The sequence below is a fragment of the Carboxylicivirga mesophila genome (genome assembly GCF_018271975.1).
Lineage (GTDB): Bacteria > Bacteroidota > Bacteroidia > Bacteroidales > Marinilabiliaceae > Carboxylicivirga > Carboxylicivirga mesophila.
Window position 1 is genome coordinate 21,749 of sequence record NZ_JAGUCN010000027.1, and the last position, 15,590, is coordinate 37,338.

Genomic DNA, 15,590 nt, shown 5'->3' on the forward strand with positions numbered 1-15,590 from the left:
GGTCGCCTATTTGATGGTTTGAACTTGCTGTGATGCTACAATCACACCTGTGCGAACCAGAAAATCACCAAAGCGTTCCTTCACTGCTCGCTCACCAGCATAACTTTCAAATAAAGGCTCCAGTAATTGCAGTATATCTGCTTCCGATACCATCTCCTTATACAAGGTATTCAGACGTTCGCCAGCAAAACCAGCTCCCAGGTAAAGGTTATACTTACCCATGGCACGTCCCACCAGGCCTATCTCACCAAGGAATGGTCGTCCGCACCCGTTGGGGCAGCCCGTCATTCGTATGAGAATATCTTCATTTGACAAACCAAACTTTTCCAACAACGACTCCAGCTTAGTCACCAGGGAAGGCAGGTAGCGTTCTGCTTCGGCGAAGGCCATAGTACAAGTATTAAGAGCCACACAGGCAATGGCATGCTTTCGCAATCCGGATAGTTCTTGTGCATCACCTGCGGCATAACGCCCTAATATTTCCTGTATTTTCAGCTTATTCCGTGTAATAACGTTCCCCAGCACCAGACCTTGATTACCAGTCAGGCGGAAGTCACACACTTCAAGCTGCGCCACCTCTTTCAAAGCCTGCTTCAATTGTAAAGCATCCGTGTCTTTAATACGTCCGTGCTCAATGTGCAACCCTAAAAACCATTTGCCATCAGCCGCTTTCTTCCACCCAAACACGTCACCATTAGACTCAAACACATAAGGTTTAGAATCCTCCAACTCGAATCCCAGTCGGGCCTGCAACAATTCCACAAAGACCTCTGAACCAATCCGGTCGAGCGTATATTTAAGACGGGCGAGCTTACGATTCTCCCGGTTCCCGAAATCGCGCTGCACTTTCACTATTTCCTCCACTACCGCAAGCGCTTTGTCTTTTGGCACAAAACCAATCACATCGGCCAGGCGAGGATAGGTTTCGGGCATACCATAGGTTTTGCCCATACCACCCCCAACTGCCACATTGTAGCCCAGCAACTGATTGTCTTTAACAATTGCAATCAACCCAATATCATTGGCAAATACATCCGTATCGTTGTAAGGCGGCACCGCAATGGCAATCTTAAATTTTCGCGGCAGGTACGTTTTGCCATAGATAGGCTCCTCATCCTGTTGCCCGCCTGTAACCAGTTGCTTGTTCAACCATATTTCGTGGTAGGCTGTTGTTTTAGGCAACAAATGCTCACTAATGGCTTTTGCGAAGCCGGCCAGCTCACCTACCACAGGCGACAACCCTTCATTGGAAGTACTCATCACATTGCGGTTGACATCACCACAGGCTGCTATGCTATCCAACAGCGCATCATTAATTCCCTGTATGGTTTGTCGCAGGTTCTTTTTCACAATTCCATGCAACTGAAAAGCCTGACGTGTTGTTAGTTTCAATGTACCATTGCCATATTTATCAGCCAGCTCATCCATTGCCAGCCATTGAGCTGCAGTGGCAATACCGGCCGGCACTCTGGCGCGAATCATAAAACTGTACAGCGGCTCTAACTTCTGATTCTTTCGCTCCTCATCCAAATCCCGATCGGTTTGCTGATAGCTCCCATGAAATTTAATCAGTTGGGTATCATCAGGAGCAATAGCACCTGTAATGGCATCGTTGAGGCTTTGCTCAAGTGTTCCGCGCAAATAATTACTATTGGTTTTTATGGTCTCCACCTCAGAAGGCTTCCAGGCCTGTGGCTGAGGCAGATTGTTTTGCTTCAATGTCATGTGTTTATTTTTGGTTGGTTAGTAAACATCTTCCTGATAACGACCTTCTTTTTTCAGTTGCACCAGGCGCTCTTCAGCCTGCTCAAAAGAGATATTCTCTTGCTCCTGCAGTATTTCAATAAAAGCTTGTTGTAGATCTCTGGCCAAAGTCTTACGATCGCCACACACATAAATGGTTGCCCCATTCTGCAGCCATGCATATACTTCGTCAGCCTGTGCTTTTACCCGATGCTGCACGTAAACTTTCTCCTGCTGATCGCGTGAAAAAGCCACATCAACTTTTGACAACAAGCCTTTTTGACGGTATTTCAGCCACTCAGCCTGGTATAAGAAATCTGTTTCGAAATGCTGGTCACCAAAGAACAGCCAGTTTTTACCGGTGGCTTCAGCAGCTTCTCGCTCTTGTAAAAAAGCCCGGTAGGGTGCGATGCCTGTTCCGGCACCTATCAGTATGACATCCTTTTCATTGGCTGGCAGGCGAAAACCCTCATTGGATTTAATCTGCACCGCTACTTTTTCTCCTTCTTCCAGTTGATCAATTAGAAAGGATGAACACACACCCTGGTGAGGGCGTTCATTCTTCTCGTAGCGGACAGCACCTACCGTGAGATGTACTTCATCGCCCACTTCGGCCTGCGAGGAAGCGATGGAATAAGCCCTGGGTGGCAAGGTCCGTAAGGCATCAGCCAACTCCTGCGGTTGAACAGATAAGCTAAAGTCGGACAAAACATCCAGTAAATCGCTACCATACAGGAAGCTGTCCAACTCATCGCGCTTATCCAATAAACGATTCAAATCCGGCTCTTTTACAAAAGCTGATAATTTCTTTAACACAGGAATTGTAACGACTGTGATCTCCTTATGGAATTTCAAGAGCTCACTAATCGTATAGGTTGTTCCTTTATGTTCGACCGGCTCATCACCTGAGTAATTAAGCCTGGTGAGGAGCTGCTGCACCAGTTCATCATTATTTACGGCATACACTTCCAGCGCATCACCAGGTTGGTAGCTTAAGCCTGTTCCTTCAATATCGAGCTCTATATGATAGGTTTCCTTATTGGAACCACGTCCGTTCAGCAGCACCTTATCAATCAGCTCAGCCTCCACTAAACCGTCTGTAATATTACGTGCACCTACCGCTGAAGTAACTGTTTCTGAGGAAGAACTTTTTAAATTGCCGAAAAGTGTCAAAACAGTATCGGGCAAATTATCGAGTTGATCCTTAAAGTCAACATCCAGGAGTAAAGGTTCACTTAAGGCATTGGCACCATGTGCTTTTAACCGATTATGAAAATCCAAACCAGTTTGACAAAAGAACTGATAACTGCTATCGCCCAATGCTACAACGGCATAGTTCAGCTGCGAGATATCGCCCACCCGCTTACCACCGAGAAACTTATGCAAGTCGGCTGCTTCAACCGGCGGCTCTCCTTCCCCATGGGTGGAAACAATAAAAATTACATTGTCTTCTTTTTGCAGATGTTTTGGACGAAAATCACCCATACTACTCACTTCCAATTGCAGCCCGTTGCTTTTAGCCTGCTCTGCCAGCTGCCTGGCAATTAACTTGCCATTGCCCGAATGTGAACCTACCAGCACCTTAAGACTAGCGGTTGCTGTTTGATTGCCATTTAATCCTGTTCCATTAGTAACCTCCTGCTGACATGCAACTGCAGTATCCTGCTGTCCGTTTAGCCCAATGCCCGACAGGTATCCACCTAACCAAAGCAACTGTTCCTTAGAGAGTTTATTCACCAGGTGATTGGCTTCTCCCAGTAATGTTTCCGATAAAACACCGGTTGTTATATGCTGTGACATCCTAAATCGTATTTATCTTGTAATACAATCAATTGCAGCAATCTGCTGCCAATAAAAAACACTATTAAATATTTATTAGGTAACCGAAAATATATTCCGGCCTGAAGAATGATATCAAGCCCGGCCGGGCATTCGGCAAGATAAGCTTGTAAGCAAACACTTATACTGTAGCATCACTCTGAAAATTTAGGGTGTTGAATGCCGGGCCGTGAGGTGGTTTATCACCACCACACGGATTACATCCATTTAATATCTCAAGTTATTCCGAAGTTTTTTTAGTCGATGTTGAAGCTGCTCAGGTAACGCTCCCCGGTATCAGGCAACACCACCACAATGCGCTTACCGGTATTTTCAGGGCGTTGTGCCACGCTAATAGCTGCAAATAGTGCTGCTCCTGAAGAATAACCACATAGTATACCTTCTTTCTTGGCTGCTTTGTGTGCTGTTTCAATGGCATCTTCATTGCTTACCTTCACCACCTCATCAAATACATCGGTATTTAACACATTAGGCACAAAACCAGCACCAATACCCTGAATTTTATGTGGCCCTGGCTGACCTCCGGACAATACCGGAGAAGCCTCAGGTTCAACAGCCACAATCTTCACATTTGGATTACGTTGCTTAAGAATCTCACCAACACCGGTAATCGTACCACCTGTTCCTATGCCTGCTACAAAGATATCTACTTTACCATCGGTATCTTCCCAAATTTCTTCGGCAGTTGTGCACCTGTGAATAGCCGGATTAGCTGCATTGTTAAACTGCTGGGGGATAAAAGCCTTCGGTAATTCGGCGGCAATTTCATCAGCCCGCTCAATTGCACCCTTCATGCCCTTTTCAGCTGGAGTCAGCACCAACTCGGCACCGAACTTAATAAGCAGCTTACGACGCTCAATGCTCATGCTTTCAGGCATGGTTAAAATCAAACGATAGCCTTTAACTGCTGCTACAAAAGCTAATCCAACTCCGGTATTACCACTGGTAGGCTCTACAATTACTGTTTCTGCATCCAGCAACCCTTTTTGTTCGGCATCACTAATCATAGCATAGGCGATACGATCCTTCACCGAGCTGGCCGGATTAAAATACTCTAATTTGGCTACTACTTCGGCACTGGCTCCATTAGCTAGCCTGTTAATTTTTACAAGAGGGGTTTTTCCAATTAACTCGGTAACATTCTGTGCAATCTTACTCATGGTTTCTACGGTTTAATTTTTATATATAATACATTATTCTTTCATTCTCTTCAGCATAGTAGTTCTTCAGCTTCTCCAAAGTAACACGTCGTAACAGGCGTCCATAATCGTTACGCACACTTACCAAAAACCGTCCTACAGCTTTTTCAGTATTATGCCCTTCTGTTGATATTTCTTTATCCAGTTTCTCATCCAAAGCCAATACAATCTGGTAAAGCGTTATGTCTTTTAGAGGTCGCGCCAGACTATAACCTCCTCCTGCTCCGCGTCGCACATCCACAATACCTTCTTTACGAAGGGTCACTGCAATAGCTTCTAAAAATTTCACCGACAACTGTTCGCGCTCGGCAATCTCAGCTACTCCAAGGTGAGTACCTTCTGCCAGACCCGATAAGGTCAATAAAAAACGTAAGCCATAATGTACTTTCTTTGGAAACATATCCTACTATTTTGCTTTTTCTGTTAGCAAATATGAATCAGTTTATTAGTAACTCCAAGAAATAAAATACCTTTTTATCCTATATATCTAATAGGATTTTACGTTAAAAGCTGATTATGTGACAATTAACAAGAAATAAAAAAACCACAAAAAACCTAGTATTCCTACTTGTTTTATAGGTATTCAGAGATAATATGCAGTACACATTTTAGAAAGCTTCACGAATAGTGAAATAAACGCCGTTATCACCTTTATTAGTCATACCAAAGTCCATTCTGAAGTTAAGTCCTTCTTTTGGCAATACCCTAAAACGGAGCCCGGCACCACCAACAACGTGTAAATCGGCCAGTGGACGCTGCATGAATTCAGGAGACACTTTACCCACACCAGAGAACAAGACACCTCCTAATCGCCACCAGATATGCTGACGCCACTCTGCCTGGGTAAACCAAGAGTGCTTATCGATATAACGGTATGGATGTGCAATACCTCTCAACATGCGCTTTCCTCCAATGGAAGATAATTTATAAAAAGGCACATCGCCTGAAGTAGAGTTGACAACGACCTGAAAGCCAAGGATAGATTTATCCCCATTGATTGAACAGAACTTACGCACATCAAGATTTCCTGACACAAAACTATAATCGCTACCAGTAAAGTTATCGTATGCGGTGGACGTAAAAATAACAAACCAACCTTTCGTAGGATACAGTTGATCATCGCGATTATCGAAAGCCATGCCCGGCCCGATACCATTGACCCATCCACCTTCATAACCAAGGACGGACGGATTCAGGAGATCGCCTTCAAAATTTGAATATCTGTCATAGTTAACATCCAACCTAACCCCCAAAAACAAACTCTCATTTATACCCTTAAGAATATTTGAATTAAATGCGAAACGATTGATGTCGTAGCTCGAAAACGGAGGTTGCTTGACCTGGTTACCAATACCATAAAACTCATCGGGCAGATAAAGGTATTGAAACTTTGAAATAAACATCCAGCGATTGGCAGTAAAAGCCAGTGCATCGAGCTCCACCTCGTACATTCCCTTGGTAGAAACCTTTATAGATGGTGCAAATGTAGTTGGGCGATAAAAGCGACATTCATCTGTATGACGGGGTTTAATACGCCATACCGGCATCACTCCTATTTCAAAACCTGTACGGGGTGAATAGCCTGCCATTGGATAGAAAGATAAAGTGGAACGCCCGCGCTCAACGGTTACCATATCAATCATATCCTCTACCAGCACGGCAGCCTGCTCTACCAGGGTTCTATTAGTCGAATCAGCCTGAGCGTCTTCCTGAGCAAATACAGGCCAGCTTAAGCATAATAATAAGCCCCCAATAAGATGATGAATTTTACGCATGATGCAAATTTACAAAGCTTGTGTAAAATCAGCGATCAAATCCTGAACTTCTTCAATGCCCACGGACAAACGCATCATGGTTGGTCGGATATCCATAGCCATCTTTTCTTCGTCGGAGAACTCGGCATATATGGTGGACTCCGGATGAATGATGAGCGTTTTGTTATCGTTGAGATTAGTTGCCCGGCGCATCACCTTTAAGCGATTATACAATTGAAAACAGGCTTCTTTAGATGCTAAATCAAAGGTCATAACAGCACCTGGCTTGCCACCAAACTGTGTTTGGGCTAAATCATAACCTTGATTGCCTGTTACACCCGGATAGTTATACGACACAATGCCATGATGGGCCTCAAAAAAGGCTGCCAGCTGTTTGCAATTATCAACGCAACGATCAACTCGTAGAGGCATAATATCAAGCCCCAAATTCATAAAATGAGCCGTATGAGCTGTCATTGTACCGCCCAAATGCCTGAATATTTCTTTACGTATTCGCGCTACTAAAGCATCCTTTCCAAATTTACCGGACCATTGCTTCAGCGCCGGCAATACTGAATAATCAAAAGTACCATTATCAAGCACTACACCCCCAAATGCAGCTGCTCCACCCGATATAAACTTAGTAGTTGACATCACCTCCACATCGACCCCAAATATTTTTGAATTAAACACATATGGAGGTGTGATGGTACTATCACACACTACTGCCACCCCATTGGACTTAGCCAGCTCACTAAGTTGCTTCAAATCAACAATCTCCAACTGGGGATTGGTAATGGTCTCAAAGAAATAAGCCCTGGTTTTATCATCAGTGGCTTGCTGTACTGCTTCCAGGTTAGTCATATCCACAAATCGAACGTCAATACCCAGAGCCGGCAATGTTTGTTTGAGCAAAGCGTACGAATGCCCAAACAACTGATTAGATGCTACAATATTTCCTCCACTTTCAACAAGACTGAGCAAAACATTAGAGATAGCAGCCATACCCGATGCCAGTGCCACAACAGCATGCGCATCAGTCACCGCCTTCATTTTCTGTTCAAAATACTCCACAGTTGGATTGGATGTACGCGAGTAAGCATGAGCAAACTTTTTCCCTGCAAACGTTTCGGCAATATCCTCAGCCGAGTCAAATTCATAGGCAACACCATCGTATACAGGCATATGTAACGCATTGTAGGCATCACCCTTAGGAAAGCGGGCATGCAACGAACGGGTAATAAATCCCTTTTTGTGATTATTCATTTATGGTATGTTTTGACTGTTCAGCTTGTAAAAATAGATAAATAATATCAAGCTCAACTACCGCAGGCTTTTAACTTCGGCTGGCGTTATGGCCTCGCCTGAATTACCAAAGCCAGAGCGCAAATAATTCAAAACATCTGCAATATCCTTATCAGACAAATTTTTATAACTGGCCATCACTCCATTGTATTTTTCGCCATTTACCTCAATCTCACCACTTAAACCATGAAGCACTATATTGATTAATGGCTCCTTTTCGCCCGATACCACTTTATTATCTGCCAGCGGCGGATACATACCAGGTATACCGCCAGCATTCTTTTGATGGCACGATAAGCAATGACGCTTATATTGAATTTCTCCGGGGTGCTGTGTTTTTTCAACAGCTTTCACTTCTTGACTTTGCTCCTTTTTATTGGACGAAGAACTACAGGCCATAAACAGAATGGCCAAAACAAGTACTGCTAACTTCTGCATTAGGTATCTTTAAATTATTAGGTTGTTTGAATTATTATTGAGCAACAACGGTTTGAATAATCTGCTCACTCTCATTACCGGCCACATCCATGGCCTGCTTAATGATGCCGCCAAACAAACCGCCCATCTTAACACTATTCAGCCGCGAAACATAAACATTTCCATCACTCTTTTCATACACCGAAATACGGCATGGCATCAAGGTTGAGGCAATACGTTCGTCATCTTTCGATAATATTAACTGAGCTATATCAGGCTTACACACTTCCATTACCTTGACTTTATTAACATCATAGTTAAATTTAGCCATGGTAGCTTGTAAATCATGAACATGAGGGGTTTTCCAGCCTTTTTCATCAACGGCCGCCTGCAGGCGTTCCAGTGTTTCTTCAAAAGAATACATGCTTTGGCTTTCTACCAGCATCATTTTAGGTGCGAGGCTTCTTACAACAAAAAGCATTACCAGTGCACCAACTATTAATCCGATAATAACATAAATCATTTGCTTCATAATTAATAAGATTAATTTCATCGCTTAAGTAACAAATCATCGTTGAGCAATGTTTAAACCAAATGGATAACAAAATGCATCAGGTAAACGTTATTTTTAATACTTTTGCAGATCGGACTCCAACAACCAAAAACAAGCACGATGATTATATATCTGAGGATATTATCGAGTGAGGTCGATAATTTTGTGAATGAGATGGCCATAGATGATAGTATGTCATTTGCCAATTTACATTCATTTATCCAGAGCACATTAAACTATGATGCCACACAGATGGCTTCTTTTGTCATAACCGATAGCCAATGGAATAAGGAAACTGAAATAACCTTGTTTGATATGGCCGATGACAACTCGGATAATATAAAGGTCATGCAGGACACTCTGCTGGCCGATCATCTGTTTGAAGAGGGGCAGCGCATGCTGTATGTTTTTGATTTCTTCTCTGAGAGAGCCTTTTTTATTGAAGTGATACAAACAGCCAAAGGTCAACTCGAACAACCAAACAGCTACCGACTGGAGGGTGAAGCGCCAGAACAAATTAAAATCAGCGATTTCAGTGAAGATATTTCCAAGCCGGCTATCGACCAGTTTGATGACGAATTTGATGGCTCACTCGACTCAATGAAATTTAATGAATTAGATGATCTGGACACCGATCTGAATCTGGACGATCTAGCCGATCAATACTAAACCCGCAATGACACATTCTCTTATTGTTTTAATTGGACCAACAGGCATTGGCAAAACAGAACTATGTCTGCAACTGGCCGAGCATCTGAATACAGAAATAATATCATCGGACAGTCGGCAAATATTTAAAGAACTAAAGATAGGCACTGCTGCTCCTACCGAAGAGCAACTCCAACGGGTAAAACACCACATGGTGGCCACCCATTCAGTCAACGACTATTACAATGCCTACCAGTTCGAACAGGATGTGCTTAAATTATTGGACAACCTGTTTCAATCGCATCAGCAGGTGTTAATGACAGGCGGTTCTATGATGTATGTTGATGCGGTTTGTAAAGGCATTGATGAGCTGCCCACCATCGATCCGGAACTGCGTCAGGAGGTGATGGACTTATATAACAACGAAGGACTGGAGGCCGTCAGAAGACAGCTGAAAATGCTGGACCCTGTATTTTATGATCAGGTGGATTTAAAGAACCACAAGCGAGTGATGCATGCCGTTGAAGTGTGCCTGATGACGGGTCAGCCCTATAGCTCTCTGCGCACCAATTCGAGCCGAAAGCGCCCCTTTAACATCATAAAAATTGGTCTGGACATGGACCGCAACGAACTATACTCGCGCATCAATCAGCGGGTGGACATGATGATTGAAGATGGCCTGTTTGAGGAAGCCAAAAACTTTTATCACCTTAAGGAAAGTAATTCACTCAATACGGTTGGTTATAAAGAAATATTTGCCCATTGGGATGGCGAGTACGATGCCGATAAAGCCATTGAGCTAATCAAACGCAATTCGCGTCGCTATGCCAAGCGCCAGCTATCGTGGTTCAGGCGCGACAAAGAAATAAATTGGTTTCACCCTTCACAAGTGGCAGAAATCATTAAATTTGTTGATAAACAAATCGAATTAGTTTAACCCACCGGGCCAGTAGCAAATCCTTGCTCGCGGTTTACACACTTAATGGCCCGGTGTTTTTCTTCTAATATGAATCCTTCTGGCCATTTCAATATTCGCGTTTACGGTTTGCTCATCAATACGCTAAAACAAGTATTGATTACTGATGAATATCGGATGGGTATGTACATGACAAAGTTTCCGGGCGGCGGACTCGAATATGGCGAGGGCACTATTGAGTGTTTGAAACGTGAATTCAAAGAGGAACTCGACATAAACGTGAGCATAAAGGCACATTTTTACACCACTGACTATTTTCAGAAAGCCCTCTTCTTTAAAGACATGCAACTAATAAGCATTTACTACCTTGTGGAGAGTACTGATATTGATAAAATACCCACCACCTCCGTTATTAATCAAATACCAAAAGTTGAAGGTGCGCAAGCATTCAGGTGGGTAGCAATTGAAAGCCTGACTCCTGATAAATTTACATTTCCGATAGATCAAAAAGTACTTGAGCTGTTAAAAGCTACTTTATAGCCTCTACAACCAAATGAAAAGTATTTGGCGACCACTGCGAACGGTCAAAACCCCCAAAACAATTGATTTCAGAAAAGTATTCTTTTAGAATGGCTTCCAGCTGTTCTTTTCGAAGTGCCAGTAAAGGTACTGAGTTCTCAATTTTTGCAGTAGGTGTCTCCAACAATGTTGAGAAATCAATTTTACCATCAGTACGGTGCTTATAATGACGTACAAATGAATATTCAGCAGTATTGATCGTAGGCAGACTCGTCACCTGATTATCAAGTACACGATCGTAACTCACGATTTGCAGCATTAACTTGCCTCCTGCGTTTAGTCTGCCAGCCACTTTTTCAATGGTTAACGCTACTTCATCGGACGAATCTAAATGTACCAGCGTATTGCCAAAACACAAGACAGCATCAAACAGCATGGGTAGAAAATAGGTATCCACCAGTCGCATATCACCCTGCTGAAACTGTAAATCAAGTGCCTGAGGACGCTTCTCCCCGGCCTTAGCCACCATTTCAGCATCAAAATCGAAAGCGCGCACCTTAGCACTCTGGCGGGCCATAGCTATAGATAAAGAGCCCGTACCGCAACCCATATCCAGCACACTTTTTGCAGCCAGCGAACCACCACATGCTTGCTGCACAAACTCGAGCTGTTTGGGATTAAGCGGAAATACCGCATCGTAAGCCTCTACCAGTTCACTGTAAAATGCCATTAGTCTATTCGTTCTGAAATTTGGTAATTATTTCTTTCGTGTCCATTGCGTGAAACAAGCTCAGCTAAAAAGCCTGCTAAAAACAGCTGCGTACCAATAATCATGCTGGCCAAGGCAATGTAGAAATACGGACTATCCGTTACCAATCGTGCTGTTATATTGTGATAGACATACCACAGCTTACTTAAACCTAACCACAAAGCCGACAAAAATCCAACCACAAACATGAGCGTACCCAACGCGCCAAAGAGATGCATGGGGCGCTTACCGAACTTGGAAATAAAAGTGACCGACAACAAGTCCAGAAAGCCCTTAATGGTGCGTTCAATACCAAATTTCGAAACACCGTATTTACGTTCCTGGTGTTGCACCACCTTCTCACCTATTCGGCTAAAACCAGCCTGCTTGGCAATGAGTGGAATATAGCGGTGCATTTCGCCATATACCTCAATGTTTTTTACCACATCCAGCTTATAAGCTTTCAGTCCACAGTTAAAATCGTGCAATTTAATGCCCGACACCATGCGCACCGTGCGGTTGAACAGCTTACTGGGCAGGGTTTTTCCCAAGGGATCGTAGCGTTTCTTTTTCCAGCCACTTACAATGTCGTACCCTTCTTCCTTAACCATACGCACCAATTCAGGAATCTCTTCGGGGCTATCCTGCAAATCGGCATCCATGGTAATCACCACATCACCCTGTGCGGCGTCAAAGCCACAATACAGGCCGGCCGACTTACCATAATTGCGACGAAAGCGAATACCCTTTACATGAGCCGACTCCTGACGCAGCCCCTCAATCACCTGCCAGGAGGTGTCGGTACTGCCATCATCAACAAAAATGACCTCGTAAGACCAGTTCAGCGGGCTCACCACCCGCTGAATCCAGTTATATAATTCCTTAATTGACTCCTCTTCGTTGAATAACGGAACGACAATTGATAAATCCATAATTTGCTTACTCTGCTGCTTCGGTAGGTTCAAATACCGGAGGCTCTTTTTTAAATATTGCTGCTAAGATAAGAGAAATAATGGCTCCTATAAAAGCACTACCTACTATACCCATTAATAACATGGCTATAGGACTGGTAAACATTCTCACCATTTTCTCTGCCATGGCTAAAGCTTCCTCATTGGCTCCTCCGGCCATAGCCTCTTCCATTGCCTGATTAACAATCTGCTCAATTACTCCAGGATCAATATACTTCACCAAAATAAAAGTGAAAATACTTGACAGTATCCCGCCGTAAAGAGCAGTTAATATACCTAAGCCAACCCCCTGGCCATATCTCAGGTATCCGCCATTTACTTTATCTCTGAAATTCATCATAGCAAATGCCAGCATGGCAATGATAATAATATAGGACACCCAACCGGCCGCTTTATTGCCTGTTAACCCTACCAGATAAATGATAAGTGAATAAACAACAAGTGCCAGTCCCATATACAAGCCATAGGTCATCGCACTTTTTCCTACAGATGGTGTTTGATTTTCCATAATTTAGTTTTTAAGTTATCGTCAACTAAAGTACAAATATCCTTTTAAACACGCCGAATAGAGCCTCAAATTATTTATCGGGAGCTTGCAAAGAAAAAAAACGAAAATTTTTGTTTGTCATTTTCACCACTTTAGATATTTCAGACAAAAAAAGTGCGCTGTAATATTTGCACGTAAAAGGAAATGTTATACTTTTGCATCCGCAATCACAAAGAAACACGGGTAAGTCCCATACGACTAGCTCCTGTTGAATTCCCCCAGGGCCTGGCGGCAGCAAGGGTAGACGGTTGTAGCAGTGCGATATGGGTAGCTTACCCACCTTGCCTGTGTAGCTCAGCTGGCTAGAGCAGCTGATTTGTAATCAGCAGGTCGGGGGTTCGAGTCCCTCCACAGGCTCTCAACAACAAACGCGTTGTGAGAAAGAATTAAAAATATTGAAAGTAATTGATGGGGAGATACCAAAGTGGCCAACTGGGGCGGACTGTAACTCCGCTGACTTATGTCTTCGTAGGTTCGAATCCTGCTCTCCCCACAAAATTGCCTGTGTAGCTCAGCTGGCTAGAGCAGCTGATTTGTAATCAGCAGGTCGGGGGTTCGAGTCCCTCCACAGGCTCAATATTTTTTATTATTGCGGAAGTAGCTCAGTTGATAGAGCATCAGCCTTCCAAGCTGAGGGTCGCGGGTTTGAGCCCCGTCTTCCGCTCTAAGCCATTCTGAAGAATGGCTTTTTTATTGAAGTTTTTCAGTTGGGGAGATACCAAAGTGGCCAACTGGGGCGGACTGTAACTCCGCTGACTTATGTCTTCGTAGGTTCGAATCCTGCTCTCCCCACCAATGAGGTTCTGTTAGTAATAGCAGAACCTTTTTTTGTATCCCTTATTTAGATTTTATTTGCTACTTTTAAGCAAACTAAGCAATTATCATGTTTGTCAAGCTCTACCCGGAAAATCCGAACGAAAAAGAAATTCACAAAATAGTTGATGTGCTGCGCAATGGTGGTATCGTTATTTACCCTACCGACACCATATACGGTATTGGCTGCGACATTAACAACGCTAAGGCTGTTGAAAAGGTGGCCCGCATCAAGGATATCAACCTGAAAAAAGCCAACCTTTCGTTCATCTGCTACGATCTGAGTCATATTTCAGATTTTACAAAGCCCTTAAACAACCATGTGTTTAAGCTGATGAAAAAACACCTGCCGGGACCTTACACCTTTATATTGCCAGCCAACAGCAATGTACCCAAACTGTTTAAGAACAATAAAAAGACCATTGGTATCAGGGTGCCAGATAATAATATTATACGCGAACTGGTAAAAGAACTGGGTAACCCTATCCTATCCACTTCGGTGAGGGATGAAGATGATGTGATTGAATATACCACCGATCCTGAACTCATTTATGAGAAATTTGCTGACCTGGTGGATGTGGTGATTGATGGCGGCTATGGCGATAACGAACCTTCAACCATTATTGACTGCACCAACGATGAACTGGAAGTTGTAAGGTATGGAAAGGGAGAAATCGAACTCTAGCTGCGCCTGACGATTTCCTAAAACTTTTCCAAAGTTGAGAACTTTGGAAAAGGTCTTCTCTTTAAGAAATGGACGCTTTCCCTGCTTAAATCTGCGCTATCTACGGGAAACAAGAATCAACTTGTGAAGTGTACATGCATATTCGAACCATTTGACGTTCTGGTAGCGCTTCATATCATAATACGACCTCACTTTTCTACAAAACACATCACCTGCCTTTGGTGATTCATCAATTACTTTCTGTTTGACACAAGTTATTACTTACAATACACTACTAAATACTGCTTGAAGCAATTACAAATGTGTTTTAACCAATTTTACTTCTGATTAAAACAATTACATTTCATTTATAGCTAACTTATATACTATTTGAAGCAATTACATTTTGATTTTAGCTAACTTGAATACTATTTGAAGCAATTACATTTTAGTTATAAAATGTTTTGATACTATTCTGAACAAATACATATTGGTTGACACTATTTACATTGTAGACAAAATCAATTACCTTGCTTTTTAAACAATTAAAAATACTATTGACACAATTAAAATCAACCAACACCAAACTAAACCTCTTCAGGCATGTTACGATACAATTTTACCCGCATTTTTAAGGCCAAAGCCATCGACCGCCCATTTACCTTTCTTCGTAAAGCCGGCTTTTCTGAAAGCTTTGCCAGTAAAGTAAAGAACAACCGCGTTAACCGCCTGAATCTGGATTTACTGGAGCGCTTGTGCATATGCATAGGCTGCACGCCCAACGACTTTATGGAATGGACGCCAAGAAACGAGTCAATACCGGCCAATCACCCCTTAAACGAACTGCGCCGAACAGAAAAAGTGTTTGACCTAACCCGGGAACTCAACTCCTTACCTCTTTCAACATTGGAAGAAGTAGAGCAGCTAATCAAAAGCCGTAAGGAGTAAAAACGA

General features: G+C 43.0%; 16 protein-coding genes and 5 tRNA genes. 10 read left to right on the plus strand and 11 right to left on the minus strand.

The window, feature by feature from the left end:
- Positions 1-6: 6 nt before the first annotated feature.
- The 8 genes from KEM09_RS18550 to KEM09_RS18585 all read right to left on the minus strand — a co-directional run bounded on the left by KEM09_RS18550 (position 7) and on the right by KEM09_RS18585 (position 8,789).
- Complete coding sequence (locus KEM09_RS18550) at positions 7-1,725, minus strand: NADPH-dependent assimilatory sulfite reductase hemoprotein subunit (protein WP_212230575.1); 1,719 nt, start codon at positions 1,723-1,725, stop codon at positions 7-9.
- An 18-nt stretch (positions 1,726-1,743) separates the two neighbouring features.
- The gene (locus tag KEM09_RS18555; protein WP_212230576.1) at positions 1,744-3,543 is read right to left on the minus strand and encodes a diflavin oxidoreductase; all 1,800 of its coding nucleotides are present in this window, start codon (positions 3,541-3,543) and stop codon (positions 1,744-1,746) included.
- 275 nt (positions 3,544-3,818) lie between these two features.
- Positions 3,819-4,742 (minus strand): cysteine synthase A, encoded by a 924-nt coding sequence (cysK, locus tag KEM09_RS18560; RefSeq protein WP_212230578.1) that lies wholly within the window; start codon positions 4,740-4,742, stop codon positions 3,819-3,821.
- A 19-nt stretch (positions 4,743-4,761) separates the two neighbouring features.
- A complete protein-coding gene (locus KEM09_RS18565; protein WP_212230580.1) occupies positions 4,762-5,181 on the minus strand; it encodes an RrF2 family transcriptional regulator in 420 nt (139 codons plus the stop codon).
- Positions 5,182-5,389: 208 nt separating this feature from the next.
- On the minus strand, positions 5,390-6,556 hold the full coding sequence (locus tag KEM09_RS18570) for a BamA/TamA family outer membrane protein (protein WP_212230582.1): 1,167 nt from the start codon (positions 6,554-6,556) through the stop codon (positions 5,390-5,392).
- 9 nt (positions 6,557-6,565) lie between these two features.
- Complete coding sequence (locus KEM09_RS18575) at positions 6,566-7,801, minus strand: PLP-dependent transferase (RefSeq protein ID WP_212230584.1); 1,236 nt, start codon at positions 7,799-7,801, stop codon at positions 6,566-6,568.
- A gap of 57 nt (positions 7,802-7,858) precedes the next feature.
- Complete coding sequence (locus KEM09_RS18580) at positions 7,859-8,278, minus strand: c-type cytochrome (RefSeq protein ID WP_212230592.1); 420 nt, start codon at positions 8,276-8,278, stop codon at positions 7,859-7,861.
- A gap of 34 nt (positions 8,279-8,312) precedes the next feature.
- Entirely contained in the window at positions 8,313-8,789 is a 477-nt protein-coding gene (locus KEM09_RS18585) for a DUF302 domain-containing protein (RefSeq protein ID WP_212230593.1), read from the minus strand.
- Positions 8,790-8,930: 141 nt separating this feature from the next.
- Here KEM09_RS18585 and KEM09_RS18590 point away from each other — a divergent pair, with 141 nt between their 5' ends.
- The 3 genes from KEM09_RS18590 (at position 8,931) to KEM09_RS18600 (ending at position 10,914) form a co-directional block, all read left to right on the plus strand.
- Complete coding sequence (locus KEM09_RS18590; protein ID WP_212230594.1) at positions 8,931-9,479, plus strand: IS1096 element passenger TnpR family protein; 549 nt, start codon at positions 8,931-8,933, stop codon at positions 9,477-9,479.
- A 7-nt stretch (positions 9,480-9,486) separates the two neighbouring features.
- The gene (gene miaA, locus KEM09_RS18595; protein ID WP_212230597.1) at positions 9,487-10,395 is read left to right on the plus strand and encodes a tRNA (adenosine(37)-N6)-dimethylallyltransferase MiaA; all 909 of its coding nucleotides are present in this window, start codon (positions 9,487-9,489) and stop codon (positions 10,393-10,395) included.
- A gap of 69 nt (positions 10,396-10,464) precedes the next feature.
- The gene (locus KEM09_RS18600) at positions 10,465-10,914 is read left to right on the plus strand and encodes an NUDIX hydrolase (protein ID WP_212230598.1); all 450 of its coding nucleotides are present in this window, start codon (positions 10,465-10,467) and stop codon (positions 10,912-10,914) included.
- On the opposite strand, the gene KEM09_RS18605 is transcribed toward KEM09_RS18600, so the two are convergent.
- Genes KEM09_RS18605 through KEM09_RS18615 form a run of 3 tightly spaced genes read right to left on the minus strand, consistent with a single transcriptional unit; the run spans position 10,904 to position 13,120 of the window.
- The gene (locus KEM09_RS18605) at positions 10,904-11,623 is read right to left on the minus strand and encodes a class I SAM-dependent methyltransferase (RefSeq protein ID WP_212230600.1); all 720 of its coding nucleotides are present in this window, start codon (positions 11,621-11,623) and stop codon (positions 10,904-10,906) included. The genes KEM09_RS18600 and KEM09_RS18605 overlap by 11 nt on opposite strands.
- Positions 11,623-12,573, minus strand: a complete 951-nt coding sequence (locus KEM09_RS18610) for a glycosyltransferase family 2 protein (protein ID WP_212230602.1) — start codon at positions 12,571-12,573, stop codon at positions 11,623-11,625. Before KEM09_RS18610 ends, KEM09_RS18605 begins: the two co-directional genes overlap by 1 nt.
- A 7-nt stretch (positions 12,574-12,580) precedes the next feature.
- Positions 12,581-13,120 (minus strand): DUF4199 domain-containing protein, encoded by a 540-nt coding sequence (locus KEM09_RS18615; RefSeq protein ID WP_212230603.1) that lies wholly within the window; start codon positions 13,118-13,120, stop codon positions 12,581-12,583.
- Between the two features lie 322 nt (positions 13,121-13,442).
- On the opposite strand from KEM09_RS18615, the gene KEM09_RS18625 reads away from it, so the two are divergent.
- The 7 genes from KEM09_RS18625 (at position 13,443) to KEM09_RS18655 (ending at position 15,584) form a co-directional block, all read left to right on the plus strand.
- Positions 13,443-13,516 (plus strand) — tRNA-Thr (locus tag KEM09_RS18625).
- Between the two features lie 53 nt (positions 13,517-13,569).
- Positions 13,570-13,652 (plus strand) — tRNA-Tyr (locus tag KEM09_RS18630).
- 7 nt (positions 13,653-13,659) lie between these two features.
- A tRNA-Thr gene (locus tag KEM09_RS18635) sits at positions 13,660-13,733 on the plus strand.
- 17 nt (positions 13,734-13,750) lie between these two features.
- Positions 13,751-13,823 (plus strand) — tRNA-Gly (locus tag KEM09_RS18640).
- Positions 13,824-13,868: 45 nt separating this feature from the next.
- A tRNA-Tyr gene (locus KEM09_RS18645) sits at positions 13,869-13,954 on the plus strand.
- Between the two features lie 88 nt (positions 13,955-14,042).
- Positions 14,043-14,657: an L-threonylcarbamoyladenylate synthase gene (locus KEM09_RS18650; RefSeq protein ID WP_212230604.1), complete on the plus strand. Its 615-nt coding sequence runs from the start codon at positions 14,043-14,045 to the stop codon at positions 14,655-14,657.
- A gap of 582 nt (positions 14,658-15,239) precedes the next feature.
- Positions 15,240-15,584, plus strand: a complete 345-nt coding sequence (locus tag KEM09_RS18655) for a helix-turn-helix domain-containing protein (protein WP_212230605.1) — start codon at positions 15,240-15,242, stop codon at positions 15,582-15,584.
- The last annotated feature ends 6 nt before the right edge of the window (positions 15,585-15,590 follow it).